The organism is Sphingomonas sp. SDUR79, assembly GCF_056821745.1.
Genome location: NZ_JBPDIN010000001.1, coordinates 468,196 through 482,415, shown reverse-complemented (window position 1 = coordinate 482,415; position 14,220 = coordinate 468,196). Strand labels below are relative to the sequence as shown.

Annotated in this window: 14 protein-coding genes; 7 read left to right on the top strand and 7 right to left on the bottom strand. The window is 65.0% G+C overall.

All coding sequences use genetic code 11. From position 1 onward, the window contains the following. Positions 1–4: 4 nt before the first annotated feature. Entirely contained in the window at positions 5–1,207 is a 1,203-nt protein-coding gene (locus ACRYLO_RS02205) for a toxic anion resistance protein (RefSeq protein WP_294019198.1), read from the bottom strand. Positions 1,208–1,363: 156 nt separating this feature from the next. Here ACRYLO_RS02205 and ACRYLO_RS02200 point away from each other — a divergent pair, with 156 nt between their 5' ends. The 6 genes from ACRYLO_RS02200 (at position 1,364) to ACRYLO_RS02175 (ending at position 8,492) form a co-directional block, all read left to right on the top strand. Then, positions 1,364–1,531 (top strand): hypothetical protein, encoded by a 168-nt coding sequence (locus ACRYLO_RS02200; RefSeq protein WP_439539146.1) that lies wholly within the window; start codon positions 1,364–1,366, stop codon positions 1,529–1,531. Then, entirely contained in the window at positions 1,521–2,462 is a 942-nt protein-coding gene (locus ACRYLO_RS02195; RefSeq protein ID WP_482658657.1) for a hypothetical protein, read from the top strand. Before ACRYLO_RS02200 ends, ACRYLO_RS02195 begins: the two co-directional genes overlap by 11 nt. Positions 2,463–2,535: 73 nt before the next feature. Continuing rightward, positions 2,536–4,371, top strand: coding sequence for a translational GTPase TypA (gene typA, locus ACRYLO_RS02190; RefSeq protein ID WP_482658656.1), 1,836 nt, complete (start codon positions 2,536–2,538; stop codon positions 4,369–4,371). 76 nt (positions 4,372–4,447) lie between these two features. Next, a complete protein-coding gene (locus tag ACRYLO_RS02185; RefSeq protein WP_482658655.1) occupies positions 4,448–6,922 on the top strand; it encodes a tetratricopeptide repeat protein in 2,475 nt (824 codons plus the stop codon). A gap of 191 nt (positions 6,923–7,113) precedes the next feature. After that, positions 7,114–7,992 carry an OmpA family protein gene (locus tag ACRYLO_RS02180; RefSeq protein ID WP_482658654.1) on the top strand — a complete coding sequence of 293 codons (879 nt, stop codon included), beginning with the start codon at positions 7,114–7,116 and terminating at the stop codon, positions 7,990–7,992. A gap of 140 nt (positions 7,993–8,132) precedes the next feature. Beyond that, complete coding sequence (locus ACRYLO_RS02175) at positions 8,133–8,492, top strand: hypothetical protein (protein ID WP_482658653.1); 360 nt, start codon at positions 8,133–8,135, stop codon at positions 8,490–8,492. On the opposite strand, the gene ACRYLO_RS02170 is transcribed toward ACRYLO_RS02175, so the two are convergent. Next, the gene (locus ACRYLO_RS02170) at positions 8,489–9,889 is read right to left on the bottom strand and encodes a class I SAM-dependent methyltransferase (RefSeq protein ID WP_482658652.1); all 1,401 of its coding nucleotides are present in this window, start codon (positions 9,887–9,889) and stop codon (positions 8,489–8,491) included. The two genes, ACRYLO_RS02175 and ACRYLO_RS02170, sit on opposite strands and share 4 nt — an antisense overlap. Before the next feature lie 155 nt (positions 9,890–10,044). On the opposite strand from ACRYLO_RS02170, the gene ACRYLO_RS02165 reads away from it, so the two are divergent. Next, entirely contained in the window at positions 10,045–10,476 is a 432-nt protein-coding gene (locus ACRYLO_RS02165; RefSeq protein ID WP_482658651.1) for a DUF805 domain-containing protein, read from the top strand. 28 nt (positions 10,477–10,504) lie between these two features. Here ACRYLO_RS02165 and ruvB read toward each other — a convergent pair whose 3' ends face one another. The 5 genes from ruvB to ruvA form a co-directional block, all read right to left on the bottom strand. Continuing rightward, positions 10,505–11,527 carry a Holliday junction branch migration DNA helicase RuvB gene (gene ruvB, locus ACRYLO_RS02160; RefSeq protein WP_482658650.1) on the bottom strand — a complete coding sequence of 341 codons (1,023 nt, stop codon included), beginning with the start codon at positions 11,525–11,527 and terminating at the stop codon, positions 10,505–10,507. Continuing rightward, positions 11,520–11,741: a type II toxin-antitoxin system HicA family toxin gene (locus ACRYLO_RS02155; protein ID WP_482658649.1), complete on the bottom strand. Its 222-nt coding sequence runs from the start codon at positions 11,739–11,741 to the stop codon at positions 11,520–11,522. The genes ruvB and ACRYLO_RS02155 overlap by 8 nt, the downstream gene beginning before the upstream one ends. After that, on the bottom strand, positions 11,734–11,940 hold the full coding sequence (locus ACRYLO_RS02150; protein ID WP_482658648.1) for a type II toxin-antitoxin system HicB family antitoxin: 207 nt from the start codon (positions 11,938–11,940) through the stop codon (positions 11,734–11,736). Before ACRYLO_RS02150 ends, ACRYLO_RS02155 begins: the two co-directional genes overlap by 8 nt. A 128-nt stretch (positions 11,941–12,068) precedes the next feature. Beyond that, positions 12,069–13,310 carry an endo-1,4-beta-xylanase gene (locus ACRYLO_RS02145; protein ID WP_482658647.1) on the bottom strand — a complete coding sequence of 414 codons (1,242 nt, stop codon included), beginning with the start codon at positions 13,308–13,310 and terminating at the stop codon, positions 12,069–12,071. 309 nt (positions 13,311–13,619) lie between these two features. Next, positions 13,620–14,219 (bottom strand): Holliday junction branch migration protein RuvA, encoded by a 600-nt coding sequence (gene ruvA / locus ACRYLO_RS02140; RefSeq protein WP_482658646.1) that lies wholly within the window; start codon positions 14,217–14,219, stop codon positions 13,620–13,622. Position 14,220: the final 1 nt, after the last annotated feature.

Genomic DNA, 14,220 nt, shown 5'->3' with positions numbered 1-14,220 from the left:
GTGTTTACAGAGCCTCCAGCTTGAATGTCTCGGTGCTGCCCGACACCTGGTTCTGCGCCGCCCCTTCGGCCCGGGCGATATAGCCCTTGGACTTTTCGACCTCGCTCGACAGCACGTTGACCGTAGTCTTCATATTGTCGAGCGCCTTGACCTTGAACGTGTCGATCGCGTCCATCGTGTCATAGATATTCTGGAACGCGCGCTGCAGCGTTTCGATCGGGATCGTCGCTGACGCGGCCTGTTCGTGGATGCGGCCGGTATTGTCCTTGAGCAGCTTGCCGGTCGAATCGATGATGTTCGCGGTCGTCGTGTTGAGCGCGGTGATCTGGTCGAGCACCAGCCGCTGCGCGGTCAGCGCCTGTGCCACGGTTACCGCCGTGCGCAGCGCGCCGACGGTGGTGGTGCTGGCGCGATCGACGCCCTTCACCAGCTCGACATTGTTCTTCTTGACCAGATCGAGCGCGAGGTACCCCTGCACCGTGACCGCCATCTGGGTCAGCAGGTCCTGCGTGCGCTGGCGGGTGTAGAACAACGCGGTCTCGCGGATCGCCTTGGCCTTGGCCGGGTCGCTGTGATCCAGCTCATTGGCCTTGTCCTCCAGCCGCTGATCCATCTCCTTCGAGATATAGATCATCTGCTCGAGCCGCCCCATCGCCGCCCACAGGTTCTGCCGCTCCACGTCGATCGCGGCATTGTCCATCAACAGCTCGTCCTTGCCGGACTGCAGGCTCTTGAGGATCGCCGCGATATGGCCCTGGCTCGACTTGTAGCTGTCGAAATAATTGCGCAGCGAATTGCCGAACGGGATGATGCCGAACAACTTCTTGCGTTGGGTCAGGCTGCCCTTCTTGCCGGGGTCGAGATCCTCGACCACGCGGCGCAGCTCGGCGAGGTCCTTGCCGACGCCGACATCCTTGTCCATCGCGCGCACCGGGCGATCGAGAAAGCGGTTGGACTGGCCAGCCGCGTCGCGGATTTCCTTCGATCCCATCGCGGTAATGGCGTCCACGCGCTTGCCGAACTCGGGCGAGTTGACGTCCTGCGCGACCAGATCGTCGATGAAGCTCTCGACACGGGTCACCAGTTCGCCCTTCTTGCCCTCATCAACCGGGACGAGGCCGGCCATCTTCTCGATCGGGCGTTCCTTCAACGGCTCGGGCGCGGTCAGCACCAGATCGTCGGTCTTTTCGGCAGTCTCGGTCGACATCCCATCCCTCCAGCGGTTCCCCCCTAGATGAACGGGAACCGCGTCGCCTTCAAGTGTATCGCAAATATAATACACTCTGGCCATGGTGCAACCGACTGCATATGTCAGTGGTTGGCGATACGCGGGCTGTTAACATATCGGCGCTAGGGAGGACTGATGGAACGCAGGCTCAGGATGATGATCGCCGGTTCGATCGCAGTATGGGTGCCGGTGGCTTCGGCTTCCGAATCGCGCCCTGCCGCCGTCGATGCGGGGAAACTCTATCGCCTGAAGGCCCAGCCTGCGACGAATGTGTCCCCCGTCCTGGAGGATCATGCGCGCTAAACTGGTCGCGGCTCTGCTCGCCGCCCTCGTCGTTCCCGCCGCCGCGTCCCAGGCGGACCTCTGCCAACAGACCTATGGTCAGCGCGCCTGCAAGGGCACTGCGCTCGCCCCGCTCCGCGCCGAGCTGGCGCACAAATTTGCAGCCGTGATGGCGCTCGGAAACCGCACCGCGACCTGGCAGGCGCGTCACGATGCCGTTCTGCGCGAGATTCGCGCCGCACTGAACTATGACGGCAAGCCGATGGACGATGTCGAGCTGGAGCAGACGTTCCGCGACGCAATCGCCGACTATGACAAGGCGCTGGCCCAGGCACAGGGCGTGCGCACGATGATCAAGACGCCCTCGGCGCGCAGCCAGACCTGCATGGCCAAATGGCTCGACCGGGGCTGCGGAGTGACCGCATCGGGCATCCTGTGGCGCAAGGACGGCCAGCCGGTCCATTGGCAGATGATGGATGGCGCGTCGGACGAAGACGGCATCGGCGCGGCTATCATATTGTGGGCGGAAAGCGGGCATGGCACCGCCAAGCTGATCGGCTGGTCGTTCGACGGCGTCGTCTACGAACCGCCCCGCATGACGCAGGACGGAATGATCTGGGTGCCGGGACGCAGGGCCGGAACGGGCGACGGCAATGCCGATCTGCTCTTCAAATGGGATGAGGCCAGCAAGAGCTGGCAGGACATCGAGCTCGAAAGCTGGCGCGACGCACTGCCCGGCAAACTGCCCAAGGGCTTCGGCATCTGGAAGGGCGTCGACTATGATTTCGAGGGCCTCGCCGCGAGCAGCAAGCTGTGGCGCGACAAGGACGCCAATTGCTGCCCCAGCGGTGGCGAAGCGCTGCTTGAGTTCGCGATTGCCGGGCGCAGCCTGGCTCTAAAGGACGTCCGCGTCGACCTTGTCGAGAAATGGGCGCCGCGCAGAAAAGACTGAAGCTCTTCCCGCGCCGCACAATTTCCGCTATTGGCGCGCCCGAACCGCATTTCAGCGACATCCAGGAACTCGTATGAATCTTCGCAACGTGGCGATCATCGCACACGTCGATCATGGCAAGACCACGCTCGTCGACCAGCTCTTCCGTCAATCTGGCACCTTCCGCGACAATCAGCGCGTCGAAGAGCGTGCGATGGATTCGAACGACCTGGAAAAGGAACGTGGCATTACGATCCTGGCCAAGCCGACCTCGGTCGACTGGTCGCCCGACGGCACCGACGAAAACTCGATCCGCATCAACATCGTCGACACGCCCGGCCACGCCGATTTCGGCGGTGAGGTGGAGCGCATCCTGTCGATGGTCGATGGCGTCGTCCTGCTGGTCGATTCGTCGGAAGGCGCGATGCCGCAGACCAAGTTCGTGACCGGCAAGGCGCTCGCGCTGGGCCTGCGTCCGATCGTCGTGGTCAACAAGGTCGACCGCCCCGACCAGCGCATTCAGGAAGTGCTGGACGAAGTGTTCGACCTGTTCGTCAGCCTGGACGCGAATGACGATCAGCTCGACTTCCCGGTGCTCTACGCATCGGGCCGCAACGGCTATGCCAGCGAAGATCCGGATCGCCGTGAGGGCACGCTCGCCCCGCTGTTCCAGAAGATCGTCGACCATGTCCCGCCGCCCGCGCTGGACGTCGATGCGCCGTTCACCTTCCTCGTCACCCTGCTCGACCGCGACAATTTCCTCGGCCGCGTGCTGACCGGTCGCGTCACCAGCGGCAAGGTGCGCGCGAACCAGGCGATCCACGCGCTCGACATGGACGGCAACATCATCGAAACCGGCCGCGCGTCGAAGATCATGACGTTCCGCGGCCTCGATCGCGTGCCGACCGACGAAGCGCAGGCGGGCGACATCATCTCGCTGGCCGGCCTGGCCGTCGCGACCGTGTCGAACACCATCGCCGACACCTCGGTCAGCGTGCCGATCCAGGCACAGCCGATCGATCCGCCGACGCTGTCGATGCGCTTTGCCGTCAACGATTCGCCGATGGCGGGGCGTGAAGGCACCAAGGTGACCAGCCGCATGATCCGCGACCGCCTGTTCCGCGAAGCCGAATCGAACGTCGCGATCAAGGTGACCGAAGCCGCCGACAAGGACAGCTTCGAAGTCGCCGGCCGCGGCGAGCTTCAGCTGGGCGTCCTGATCGAAACGATGCGCCGCGAAGGCTTCGAACTCGGCATCAGCCGCCCGCGCGTGCTGCTTCAGGAAGAAGACGGCCAGAAGATGGAGCCGTATGAAACGGTCATCATCGACGTGGACGAGGAATATTCGGGCACGGTCGTCGACAAGATGAACATCCGCAAGGCCGAGATGACCGACATGCGCCCGAGTGGCGGCGGCAAGACGCGCATCACCTTCAGCGCGCCCAGCCGCGGCATGATCGGTTACCATGGCGAGTTCCTGTCGGACACGCGCGGCACCGGCATCATGAACCGCCTGTTCGAGAAATATGGCCCGTACAAGGGCGTGATCGAGGGCCGCAAGAATGGCGTGCTGATCTCCAACGGTTCGGGCGAGGCCAATGCCTATTCGCTCAACACGCTGGAAGAGCGCGGCATCCTGTTCGTCGGCCATGGCGAAGCGCTGTACGAAGGCATGATCATCGGCGAGAACGCCAAGCCGGACGACCTTGAGGTCAATCCGATGCGCGCCAAGCAGCTGTCCAACGTCCGCTCGTCGGGCAAGGACGACGCAATCCGCCTGACCCCGCCCAAGAAGATGACGCTGGAACAGGCCATCGCGTATATCGACGATGACGAGATGGTCGAGGTCACGCCCAAGACGATCCGCCTGCGCAAGCGGTTCCTCGACCCGCATGAGCGGAAGCGCGCGAGCCGCGCCAAGGCGGCCTAAGACCGATCACCGCCGGTTTTTCTTGAACCCATCCCTGCCCCCGGTCATCCTTTTCGATGATCGGGGGCAGTTGGGCATGATTCGACACATCTGGATCGTTCTCAGACGACTTGTTGTCGCGTTGCCGCTGTTCCTGATCTTCGGGCTGGCGACGATGGCTCAGATTTACGCGGCCAATCCTCCGCTCGACTGGCCAACAGACGCCGCGTGGCTCGCGACGCCGCCCAACCCATGGGTGTTGTTGACGGCCGCCTTTTCCGCGCTCGGGGCGGTGTCGGCAATCGCGAGCTTTCTTGCCCCTACCCCATACGGCAAGGCTGATGCGAGGGCGGACCGTGTCCATCAGAACGCGTCATTTGCCGCACTGGACGCACGAACCCAGGACGGGTTCCAGCGTATGGAAGGGATGATTGCCGAAGTCGGCAGGGCTGTCGCCAGCCATCAGACGATCCCCGCCGACGCGCTCACTATTTTGGAGCAGGCCGTTGCAGCGGACGCACTCACCCCGGGGCAGCGCGCACATCTCGCAACCATCTGGGGCAGCTATCTCGAACGCAATCCCGAGACGCCGCCCCTTGTCATCGAGAGCGCGGTCAAGGGCGCGACCGACAGCCTTTCGATCCTGCTCAACGCGCTGCGCGAGCTTGGCGGCGAGGATCGCACAGCATTGCTCGATCAGGGTGAGGCGGAACTCAAACTGGCACGGGGAGACTTGGCGGCGAAGACGCGGGAACTGGCGTCCTATGCCGCGCTCGATTCGCTGGATCGCGCATTTCGGCTATGGACGCAGGCATCAGAGCTCGACGCCACACATTTCTGGACCTGGATCGAACTGTGTCGCCTGAACCAGCTGCGGGGAGGTCTCGATCCTGCTTTTCGGTGCGCGGAGCAGGCAAGACAAGTCGCAAAAAGCGACCGCGATGCCATGATTGCGACCGGAACATTGGGTGATCTCTGGCTAATCACGGGCGACCTTGGCAGGACACGCCAATGCTACACAGCGTCGATCAACAGCGCTGAAGATCGTGCCAATAGTGCGCCCGACGACCCTGTGACACTACGCGATCTGTCGATCAGTCATGATAAGCTCGGCGATGTCGAGGTCGCAGCCGGAAACCTCACCGCCGCCCGCCAGCGCTTCGAGGCCGGGCTGGCTATTGCGGAACAACTCGCAGCGCTGGAACCTGGAAACAGCCTATGGCAGCGCGACCTGTCGATCAGCCATAACAAGCTCGGCACTATCGAGGTCATAGCCGGAAACCTCACCGCCGCCCGCCAGCGCTTCGAGGCCGGGCTGGCGATCCGCGAACGGCTCGCCGAGCTGGAACCCGGAAACAGCCAATGGCAGCACGACCTGTCCGTCAGCTATGACCGACTTGGCGATGTCGAGGTCGCAGCCGGAAACCTCACCGCCGCCCACCGGCGCTTCGAGGCCGGGCTGGCAATCCGCGAACGGCTCGCCGCGCTGGAACCCGGAAACAGCGAATTGCAGCGCGACCTGTCGATCAGCTTTGAGAGGCTCGGCGATGTCGAGGGCGCAGCCGGAAGCCTCACCGCCGCTCGCCAGCGCTTCGAGGCCGGGCTGGCGATCCGCGAACGGCTCACTGCGCTGGAACCCGGAAACAGCGAATGGCAGCGCGACCTGGCGATCAGCTATGACCGACTAGGCGATGTCGAAGTCACAGCCGGAAACCTCACCGCCGCCAGCCAGCGCTTCGAGGCCGGTCTGGCGATACACGAGCGGCTCGCCGCGCAGGAACCCGGAAACACCCTATGGCAGCGCGACCTGTCGATCAGCCATAACAAACTCGGCGATGTCGAGGTCGCAGCCGGAAACCGCACCGCCGCCCGCCAGCGCTTCGAGACCGGGCTAGCGATTGCGCAACGGCTCGCCGCGCAGGAACCCGGAAACAGCGAATGGCAGCGCGACCTGTCGATCAGCTATAATAAGCTCGGCGATATCGAGGCCGCAGCCGGAAACCGCACCGCCGCCCGCCAGCGCTTCTGGGCCGGTTTGGCGATTCACGAACGGCTCGCCGCGCAGGAACCCAGAAACAGCCTATGGCAGCGCGACCTATCGATCAGCCACAATAAGCTCGGCGATATCGAGGTCGCAGCCGGAGACCTCGCGGTCGCGCGCCAGACGTTCGAGGCCGGTCTGGCGATCCACGATCGGCTCGCCGCGCAGGAACCCGGAAACAGCGAATGGCAGCGCGACCTGTCGATCAGCTATAACAAGCTCGGCGATGTCGAGAGCGCAGCCGGAAACCTGACCGCCGCCCGCCAGCGCTTCGAGGCCGGGCTGGCGATCCGCGAACGGCTCGCCGCGCTCGAACCCGGAAACAGCCAATGGCAGCGCGATGTGTTCATCGGAAACGCGAAGCTGGCGCAGCTTCTAGAACGCGAGGGCGATGTCGAAGGTGCCATTGCACGGTTTGAAACCGCGGCCGCGGTCATCGCCGGACTGGTCGAACGCTGGCCCGACCATCCGGGTTTCGCGAAGGATCTGGCGCAGGTACGGGCAGACATTTCCCGATTGCGGGGTGCCTGAGGTTACCCCCGCCCCCCGACGCAATAAACTACATGACAGCTAAGCCCTCCGCTTGTGCCGTCGATGCCGCCGGTTGCTCAACCCGCCGCACGGATCGCACTGCCCGCCCGGACTCCGGGACATGCCCTCGGAACCTTCGCCGCAACGCAGACTTTGCTCCGCAGCCCCGTAACGGGCTGAGTTTCAGGAGTATGTGTATGCGTTCCATCCATTCCGGCGCCCTCGCGCTCACCGCCCTGCTCGCCGCGACCGCGCCGACCGCTTTGGTCGCGCAGGAAGCGCCGCTGCAATCGACCGAGCAGGTCACGATCCAGGGCGAGCCGCTGCCGCCGCTCGCGCAGCTGCCTGCCGGGCCAGAGATTGAGGGGATGATCTCCGCGCGCGAGGGCAACCAGATTCAGGTGACTGGGGCCGATGGCACGCCGACCTTGATCGCGGTGACCGGCGAGACGCAGATCCGCTCGGCCGGCGGCTTCCTCGGCCTCGGGCGGACCAAGCGCGGTAGCGATGCGCTGCTCAACGGCCTTCCGGTCACCGTGCAGACGCGCCAGTTCGGCGGCGGGCTGGTCGCGGCGCAGGTGAAGCTGGCCGACAAGGACCTCAAGACCGCGGCGATGATCCGCAGTGGCACCAGCCAAGGCTTTGCCGAGCAGACCGCGGCCACCGAAGCGCTGCGCGGCCGCGTCGGCGATATCGACCAGTATAACGTCAAGGGCACGACCAATGTGAACTTCGACACCGGCAAGGCGGTGCTGAGCGCGCAGGCCAAGGCGGAGCTGTGCGGCGCGGCGAGCCAGGCCGGGTCGATGGAGAACGCGCTGCTGCTGGTGGTCGGCTATACCGACGCGACCGGGCCGGAAGAGCTCAACCAGGAGCTGAGCGAAAAGCGCGCGAGCCGGGTGGTCAACCACCTGCAACAGGCGTGCGGGTGGAAGCCCTATCGCATGCTGACCCCGACCGGCATGGCCGAGGCGGATCCGCTGGCGGACAACAGCACCGAGGAAGGCAAGGCACAGAACCGCCGCGTTGCGGTGAACATCCTGGTCAGCAAGGCGGTCGACGGACTGTAAAATGGCGGCGCCGGGGGCGACCCCGGCGCTTGTCGTTATGTCGATGTCCGGCGCACCGGGCCCGGCACCATGTTTCGCTATAGAAATGACCGGACATAATCATGTAATGTCTGCGGCGGTATTCCGGAGAGGACCGCACCATGGCCATGAGCTCGATTACGATCAACTTCCAGAACGCGACCCTGACCTCGATGAATTCGACAATTGCCATCACCGACGGCAGCTTCGCGCTCGACCCGGTAAGCGCGCTTGCCATGTCCGGGACGATTGCCTTCAGCGCACTCTACGTCACATCCGGCGCGATCAACTTCAATGTCGAATCAGGCACGACCTTCAATGCACAGGTCACCATTCCCCTCAGCGCGCCCAACGCAGCGCCGAGCATCGAAATTACCAACTTCGCCGGAACCGTAACCGTGACCTGGCCAACGGCGACGGGCCTCCAGACCCAGCAGATCATGTCGGGCGACCCGTTAACGTTGAGCGGCTTCGTCGACTAGACGCGCGCGGCGCCGGCGGAGCCTGCTGGGCCATTATCCTGCGTCATCGGCAGCAGGATCAGCGTGATCCGGTCATGCCCGACCGCGACGTCCAGCGTCTCGCCCGCCACCACGTCGATTGGCGCGGGGAAGCTGTGCAGGATCTGGAGCCAGCCGCCATCGGTATAGCGGTCGGGGTGGTTGTCGAACGTCACGCCGGGCCACAGATCGATCTGCATCCACTGGACGATGCCGATCGCCCGCCCGCTCGTCGTCACCGGGATGCGCAGGCGGGCGAGCAGTGCGTCGTGCCGCGCCTGGGTCAGGTCGAGGCGGACCAGTTCATGGTCGTCGGACAGCCGTTGCCACGCGGTCATGGTGCCGTGGATCGGTAGGCGTTGCTGGGCAAGGGCAGTGAAGGGAGACAGGTCGAATCCCGAGACTTCGCCGACAAAGGCATAATCGGCCAGCGTGTCGCTGGCGACCAGGCATCCCATCGCGGTGGCCGCGCGCGGGATCACCAAAGCGTCGGGGGCGAGCAGGCGGCGATGGGCGTCCTCGAACGTGTCGAGCACCTTTTCGGTGAGCAGATCGCTGGAGAGGATTTCGGAAACGAGGATTTGCGCCGGCGCGTCGAGCTCGGCCCCCACGGCAAGCTCGGTGGAGGGCTTGGCATGAACGGTGACGCGATCGGCATAGCCATTCTGCGCCACGATCCGCTGCGCCATTTCGGCGATCAGCGGCTCCATCTCGCACGCCACCACCTGTCGCGCGCCGGCGCGCGCCGCCATCAGCGACAACAGGCCGCTGCCCGCACCGATGTCGAGCACGCGCGCGTCCGGGCCGGCGACGGCGATGGCGGCCTTGATCGCCGCCTCGAACGCGTCGTTGCGCGGCGCGTCGTTCATCATCGGGATATGCCAGAAAGGCACCGATGCCGCGCCCAGCCGGCGCAGCTGATGGCACAGATGCAGATTGTCGGGCTGAAGTGCCAGAGCGCGGCGGAACTGGCCGATCGCGGCGTGGTTGCGCCCGACATCGGCCAGCACCACCGCCAGATTGCCGATCGCGATCGCATTGTGCGGATCGAGCGCGCAGGCCTGTTCCAAAGCCGCGACGGCTTCCCCGGTGCGACCGAGCCAGTGCAGCGTCAGCCCCTTTTCATGCAGCGCCACGGCATGATCGGGTTGGATGGCGAGCAGCTGCTCCCAGGCGGCCAGCGCATCCTCCGCGCGGGACAGACGCCCGAGCAGGCCGGCGAGCAAGGGGAGCACATCGGTGGCGCGGTAGCCCAGCGCCAGCACCGCGCGATAGCCCGCCTCGGCCCCTTCCAGATCGCCCTGTTCGTGCAGCGCCATCGCGGTGGCGAGCGCGGCGCGGGCATCGCTCAGACGGTCGGCGGAAGGCTGGTCGGTCAAGGCTTGGTTTCCACAAAGTCAGTGCCATCCGATAGTCCAACCACCGGTGGCAGCGATAGTCTGCATGTCTCAGGCCCCCTCGCGCCCCAGGGTCGCGGCAATTGCCAAGCCATTGCAATCGGATAGGATCGCTTCCGAATCAAATGGGGGCAAAGATGGACAAGATTCTGCGGCCGTGGCGCCACTATGTCGACTTCAGCGGGCGCTCGACGCGGACCGAATTCTGGCTGTTCTTCATCATCTTTTACGGCGTGATCGCGGCGTCGTTCGTCGTGACAGACGGCATGATGGGCGGGGCGGCACTGGAAGACTCGGCAGAGAGCGACGATTTCTCGCTAATCTATATCCCGGTCGTTCTCTGGATCCTGGCGTGTTTGCTTCCCAGCATCGCGGTAACGGTGCGGCGTTTGCACGACAGCAACAAGAGCGGGTGGATGTATCTGCTGACGATCATCCCCTATATCGGGTTCATCTTCTTCATCGTGTTCGGCTTTTTGCCCGGCACCCGCGGCGAGAACGATTATGGCTTCGACCCGCGACTGGGCGAAGGCGCGCCGGATTTTGATGCACCCGAAATCTTCAGCTGAACCGGTCGGGTAACGACGCCACGCGGCGTCACCCGTCGAACAGCCCGTCCTGCGATCCGGCGGGCGGGTTGAGGCCGAGATGCTTCCACCCCGCCGCGTTGAGGCATCGGCCGCGCGCGGTGCGGGCGATCAGGCCGATCTGGATGAGGTAGGGTTCGATCACCTCCTCGACCGTATCGCGCGGCTCGGACAGGCCCGCGGCGAGCGTCTCTACGCCGACCGGACCGCCGCGATAAATGTCGGCAATCATGGTGAGGTAGCGCCGGTCCATCGCGTCGAGGCCGAGCGCGTCGACCTCAAGCCGGTTGAGCGCGGCATCGGCGGCGCGGGCGTGCACCACCGCCTCCCCCGCAACATTGGCGAAGTCCCGCACGCGCCGCAGCAGCCGCCCGGCGATGCGCGGGGTGCCGCGCGAACGCCGCGCAATCTCCGCCGCGCCATCCTGCGCAATGCCAAGGTCGAGCAGGCCGGCGGCGCGGGTGACGACGCGGGTCAGTTCATCGACCGTGTAGAATTGCAGGCGCACGGGGATGCCGAAGCGGTCGCGCAGCGGCGTCGTCAGCAGCCCCTGCCGCGTGGTTGCGCCGACCAGGGTGAAGCGCGGCAGATCGATCCGCACGCTGCGCGCCGACGGCCCCTCCCCGATCATCAGGTCGAGCGCGCGGTCCTCCATCGCGGGATACAGCACCTCCTCAACCGCAGGAGCGAGGCGGTGAATCTCGTCGATGAACAGGACGTCGCCATCCTCGAGATTGGTGAGCAACGCCGCAAGATCGCCCGACTTGGCGATCACCGGGCCGGACGTGGCGCGGAAGCCGACGCCCATTTCCTTGGCGATGATCTGCGCCAGCGTGGTCTTGCCAAGGCCGGGCGGGCCGAAGAACAGCACATGATCGAGCGCATCGCCGCGCTGGCGGGCGGCATCGATGAACACGCGAAGGTTGTCGCGCGCCGCACGCTGGCCGACGAACTCGTCGAGCGACTTGGGGCGCAGCGCCGCGTCGATGTCCTCGGGGCGGCGCGATGCGGTGAGGATGCGGTCGTCAGTCACGTGCGGCCGCCAGAAATTCGTCGGCGGTCACCCCGGCCTGTCGCAACAATCCGGCAAGCGTGCCTGACTTCACCTCACGGTGCAGCGGAACGACGCAACCATTGCCGCCCCGCCGCATCACGACATGACTGCCGCGCTGACGGACCTGCACGAAATTGAGCCGTTCGAGCGCGCGAATGATTTCGGCACCTGACAGCACCGGAAACTTAGGCATTGGCCGCAATGTCGAAGCTGGTAATCAGGGGAGCGGCGCCGAATTTCATCGGAAACTCCTCCAGATACAGTTCCACCGCCTCGCGCAGACTGGCCAGCGCCTCTTCGATCGTTTCACCCTGCGTCGTGCTGCCCGTCTCGGGATTATAGGCGACAAAGCCACCTTCGACAGCGGGGGTCAGGACTGCTGTGACGTGCATGGTGCTTCCTTAAGCGAATAATCGAGCCCCCTCGTGCGTCATACCGCAAAAGGGGGGCGGCTGCCGCCAACCGTTCTCAACGTTCCTTATCCGTTCGCTTACGGCAAGCCAATCCCCCTCCCCGCTCGTCAGGTCGGTGCGGGACGCGTGGTCGTCGCGGCAAACGCGTCGCCGATCGCGGTGTAGAGCCGCTTGGGCTGCGCGCTGGCGTCATAGGGCAGCGGCCGTAGCGGCTGGCCGTCGGGGCGCGGGGTACCGAAATTCTGCAGCCAGCTATATTTGTCGTTCATGCCCCAGACGAGCACGTCCTTGAGCTGCGGGTAGCTGAACAACAGGTCGAGCCAGGCGCGGCCGTACACCGCGACATCCTCGTCCCGCTGCGCAATTGTGCCCGTGCGATTACGGTCGCTGACGTCGAACTCGGTGATGATCAGCTTGTAGCCAAGCGCGACGACCGCATCGAGGAAGGAGCGCATCGCCGGGATCTGGGCGTTGGCGATGTCCTGCGCGGTGCCGCTGGAGTAAAAGCCGATATGCGACTGGATACCGAGCGCATCGACCGGAACGCCGCGCGTGCGGAACCCCTGAAGCAGCGCCAGTACGCCGTTGCGGTGCGTGGTCGAGCCCCAGTCCATATAGTCGTTATAGACCAGCTCCGCCGTTGGCAGCTCCGCCCGCGCGGTGCGGAAGGCGAGGTCGAGGATGGAAGTGTCCCCGCCGACCGCATTGTGCAGGATGTTGGTGCGAACATTGCCGGTCGCGGGATCGATCGCCTCGTTGATCACGTCCCAGCTTTTGATGCGGTTGCCGAAATGGCGCGCGGTATTCTGAACATGCGTGCGCACCAGCCGCTCCGCCGTGGCGCGCGGGTCCGCGCCCATCGGATAGCTGCGCAGCCACGCCGGGAACCGCTCCTGAATATACCACAGCATGGTGTGGCCGCGCATCTCCATGCCCTTTGACTCGGCATAGGCCAGCATCTGATCGGCGCGGGTCCAGTCGTACACATTCTCGGCGCTCGACTGATATTCCCATTTCATCTCGTTTTCGGGGACGAGCAGCTGGCAGTCGCGCTCGAGCAAAGCGGCATAGGCCGGGTTGTTGAACGATCCGGCATCGGCACCGGGCGACGCCCAGGCAAAGGTCGATCCGAACCGCATCCCCCGCGCTGCAGCCGCCGCCTTGAGCGTGCTGGTTGGCGTCGGCGATGGCGACGGGCTGGGTGATGGCGAAGGACTGGGCGAGGGGCCGGGCGTGGGGGTCGGTGACGGGGTAGAAATCGTGCCGGTCCCCGGCCCTCCCCCGCTACATGCTGAAACGCCCAGCGCACCGGCAAGGGCAAGGGTTTCCCGACGTGTAAGGGCCCGCATCCTCTCTCTCCTCCTCGCGGCCCGTTTGCGGGCCTGCATGTCCGGAATCATGTCCGGCGGAGGAGATGTTAGCGCTATCAATACTAAGCGCAACGGGAATCTGGTAGCGCTATCTTTGACCCATTCCGTCATGCTGAACTTGTTTCAGCATCCACCGTGCGGCGGGCGGCTGTTCCGAAATTTGGTCCGAGCGTCACCGCCAAGGGCGGCAAGGGTCGCCCGTTGCAGATAGAGCCTCTGGTCAGTCGCTGCGGGGTGCAGTGGATGCTGAAACAAGTTCAGCATGACGGAGTGGAAGAGGGATGACCCTCACTTCGCCGCCTTGCGCAGCGCCAGCCGGACCAGCGCGTCGAGCGTAGCGGCCGGCCCGAGTTCATCGCTCGCCGCGTTCACCGCGTTGCTGGCTTCTGCGGGCTTGAAGCCCAGGTTGAGCAGCGCAGAGACCGCGTCGTTCGCCGCGCTACCGACCGGGGCCGCCGCCCCAGCTCCGCCGCTGCCGATCGCCACGCCGCCAGCCTTGTCCTTGAGTTCGTTGACGATGCGCTGCGCCAGCTTCGGGCCGACGCCATTGGCGCGCGCGACCATCGCGGCGTCGGCGCGAGCGATGGCGGTCTGGACTTCCGCCGGCGAGAGGATCGAGAGGATCGCCAGCGCGACCTTGGCCCCCACCCCCTGCACGCCGGTGAGCAGGCGGAACCAGTCACGCTCCTCGGCGCTGGCAAAGCCCATCAGGCGGATCGAATCCTCGCTGACCAGCATCTCCGTGTGGACGGTGACAAACTCACCGATCGCGCCGAGCGCCGCCAGCGTCCGCGCCGATGCGCCGACCAGATAGCCGACACCATTCACGTCGATCACCGCATGGTCGATGCCTGTTGCGGCGAGATGGCCGTTGAGATGCGCAATCATG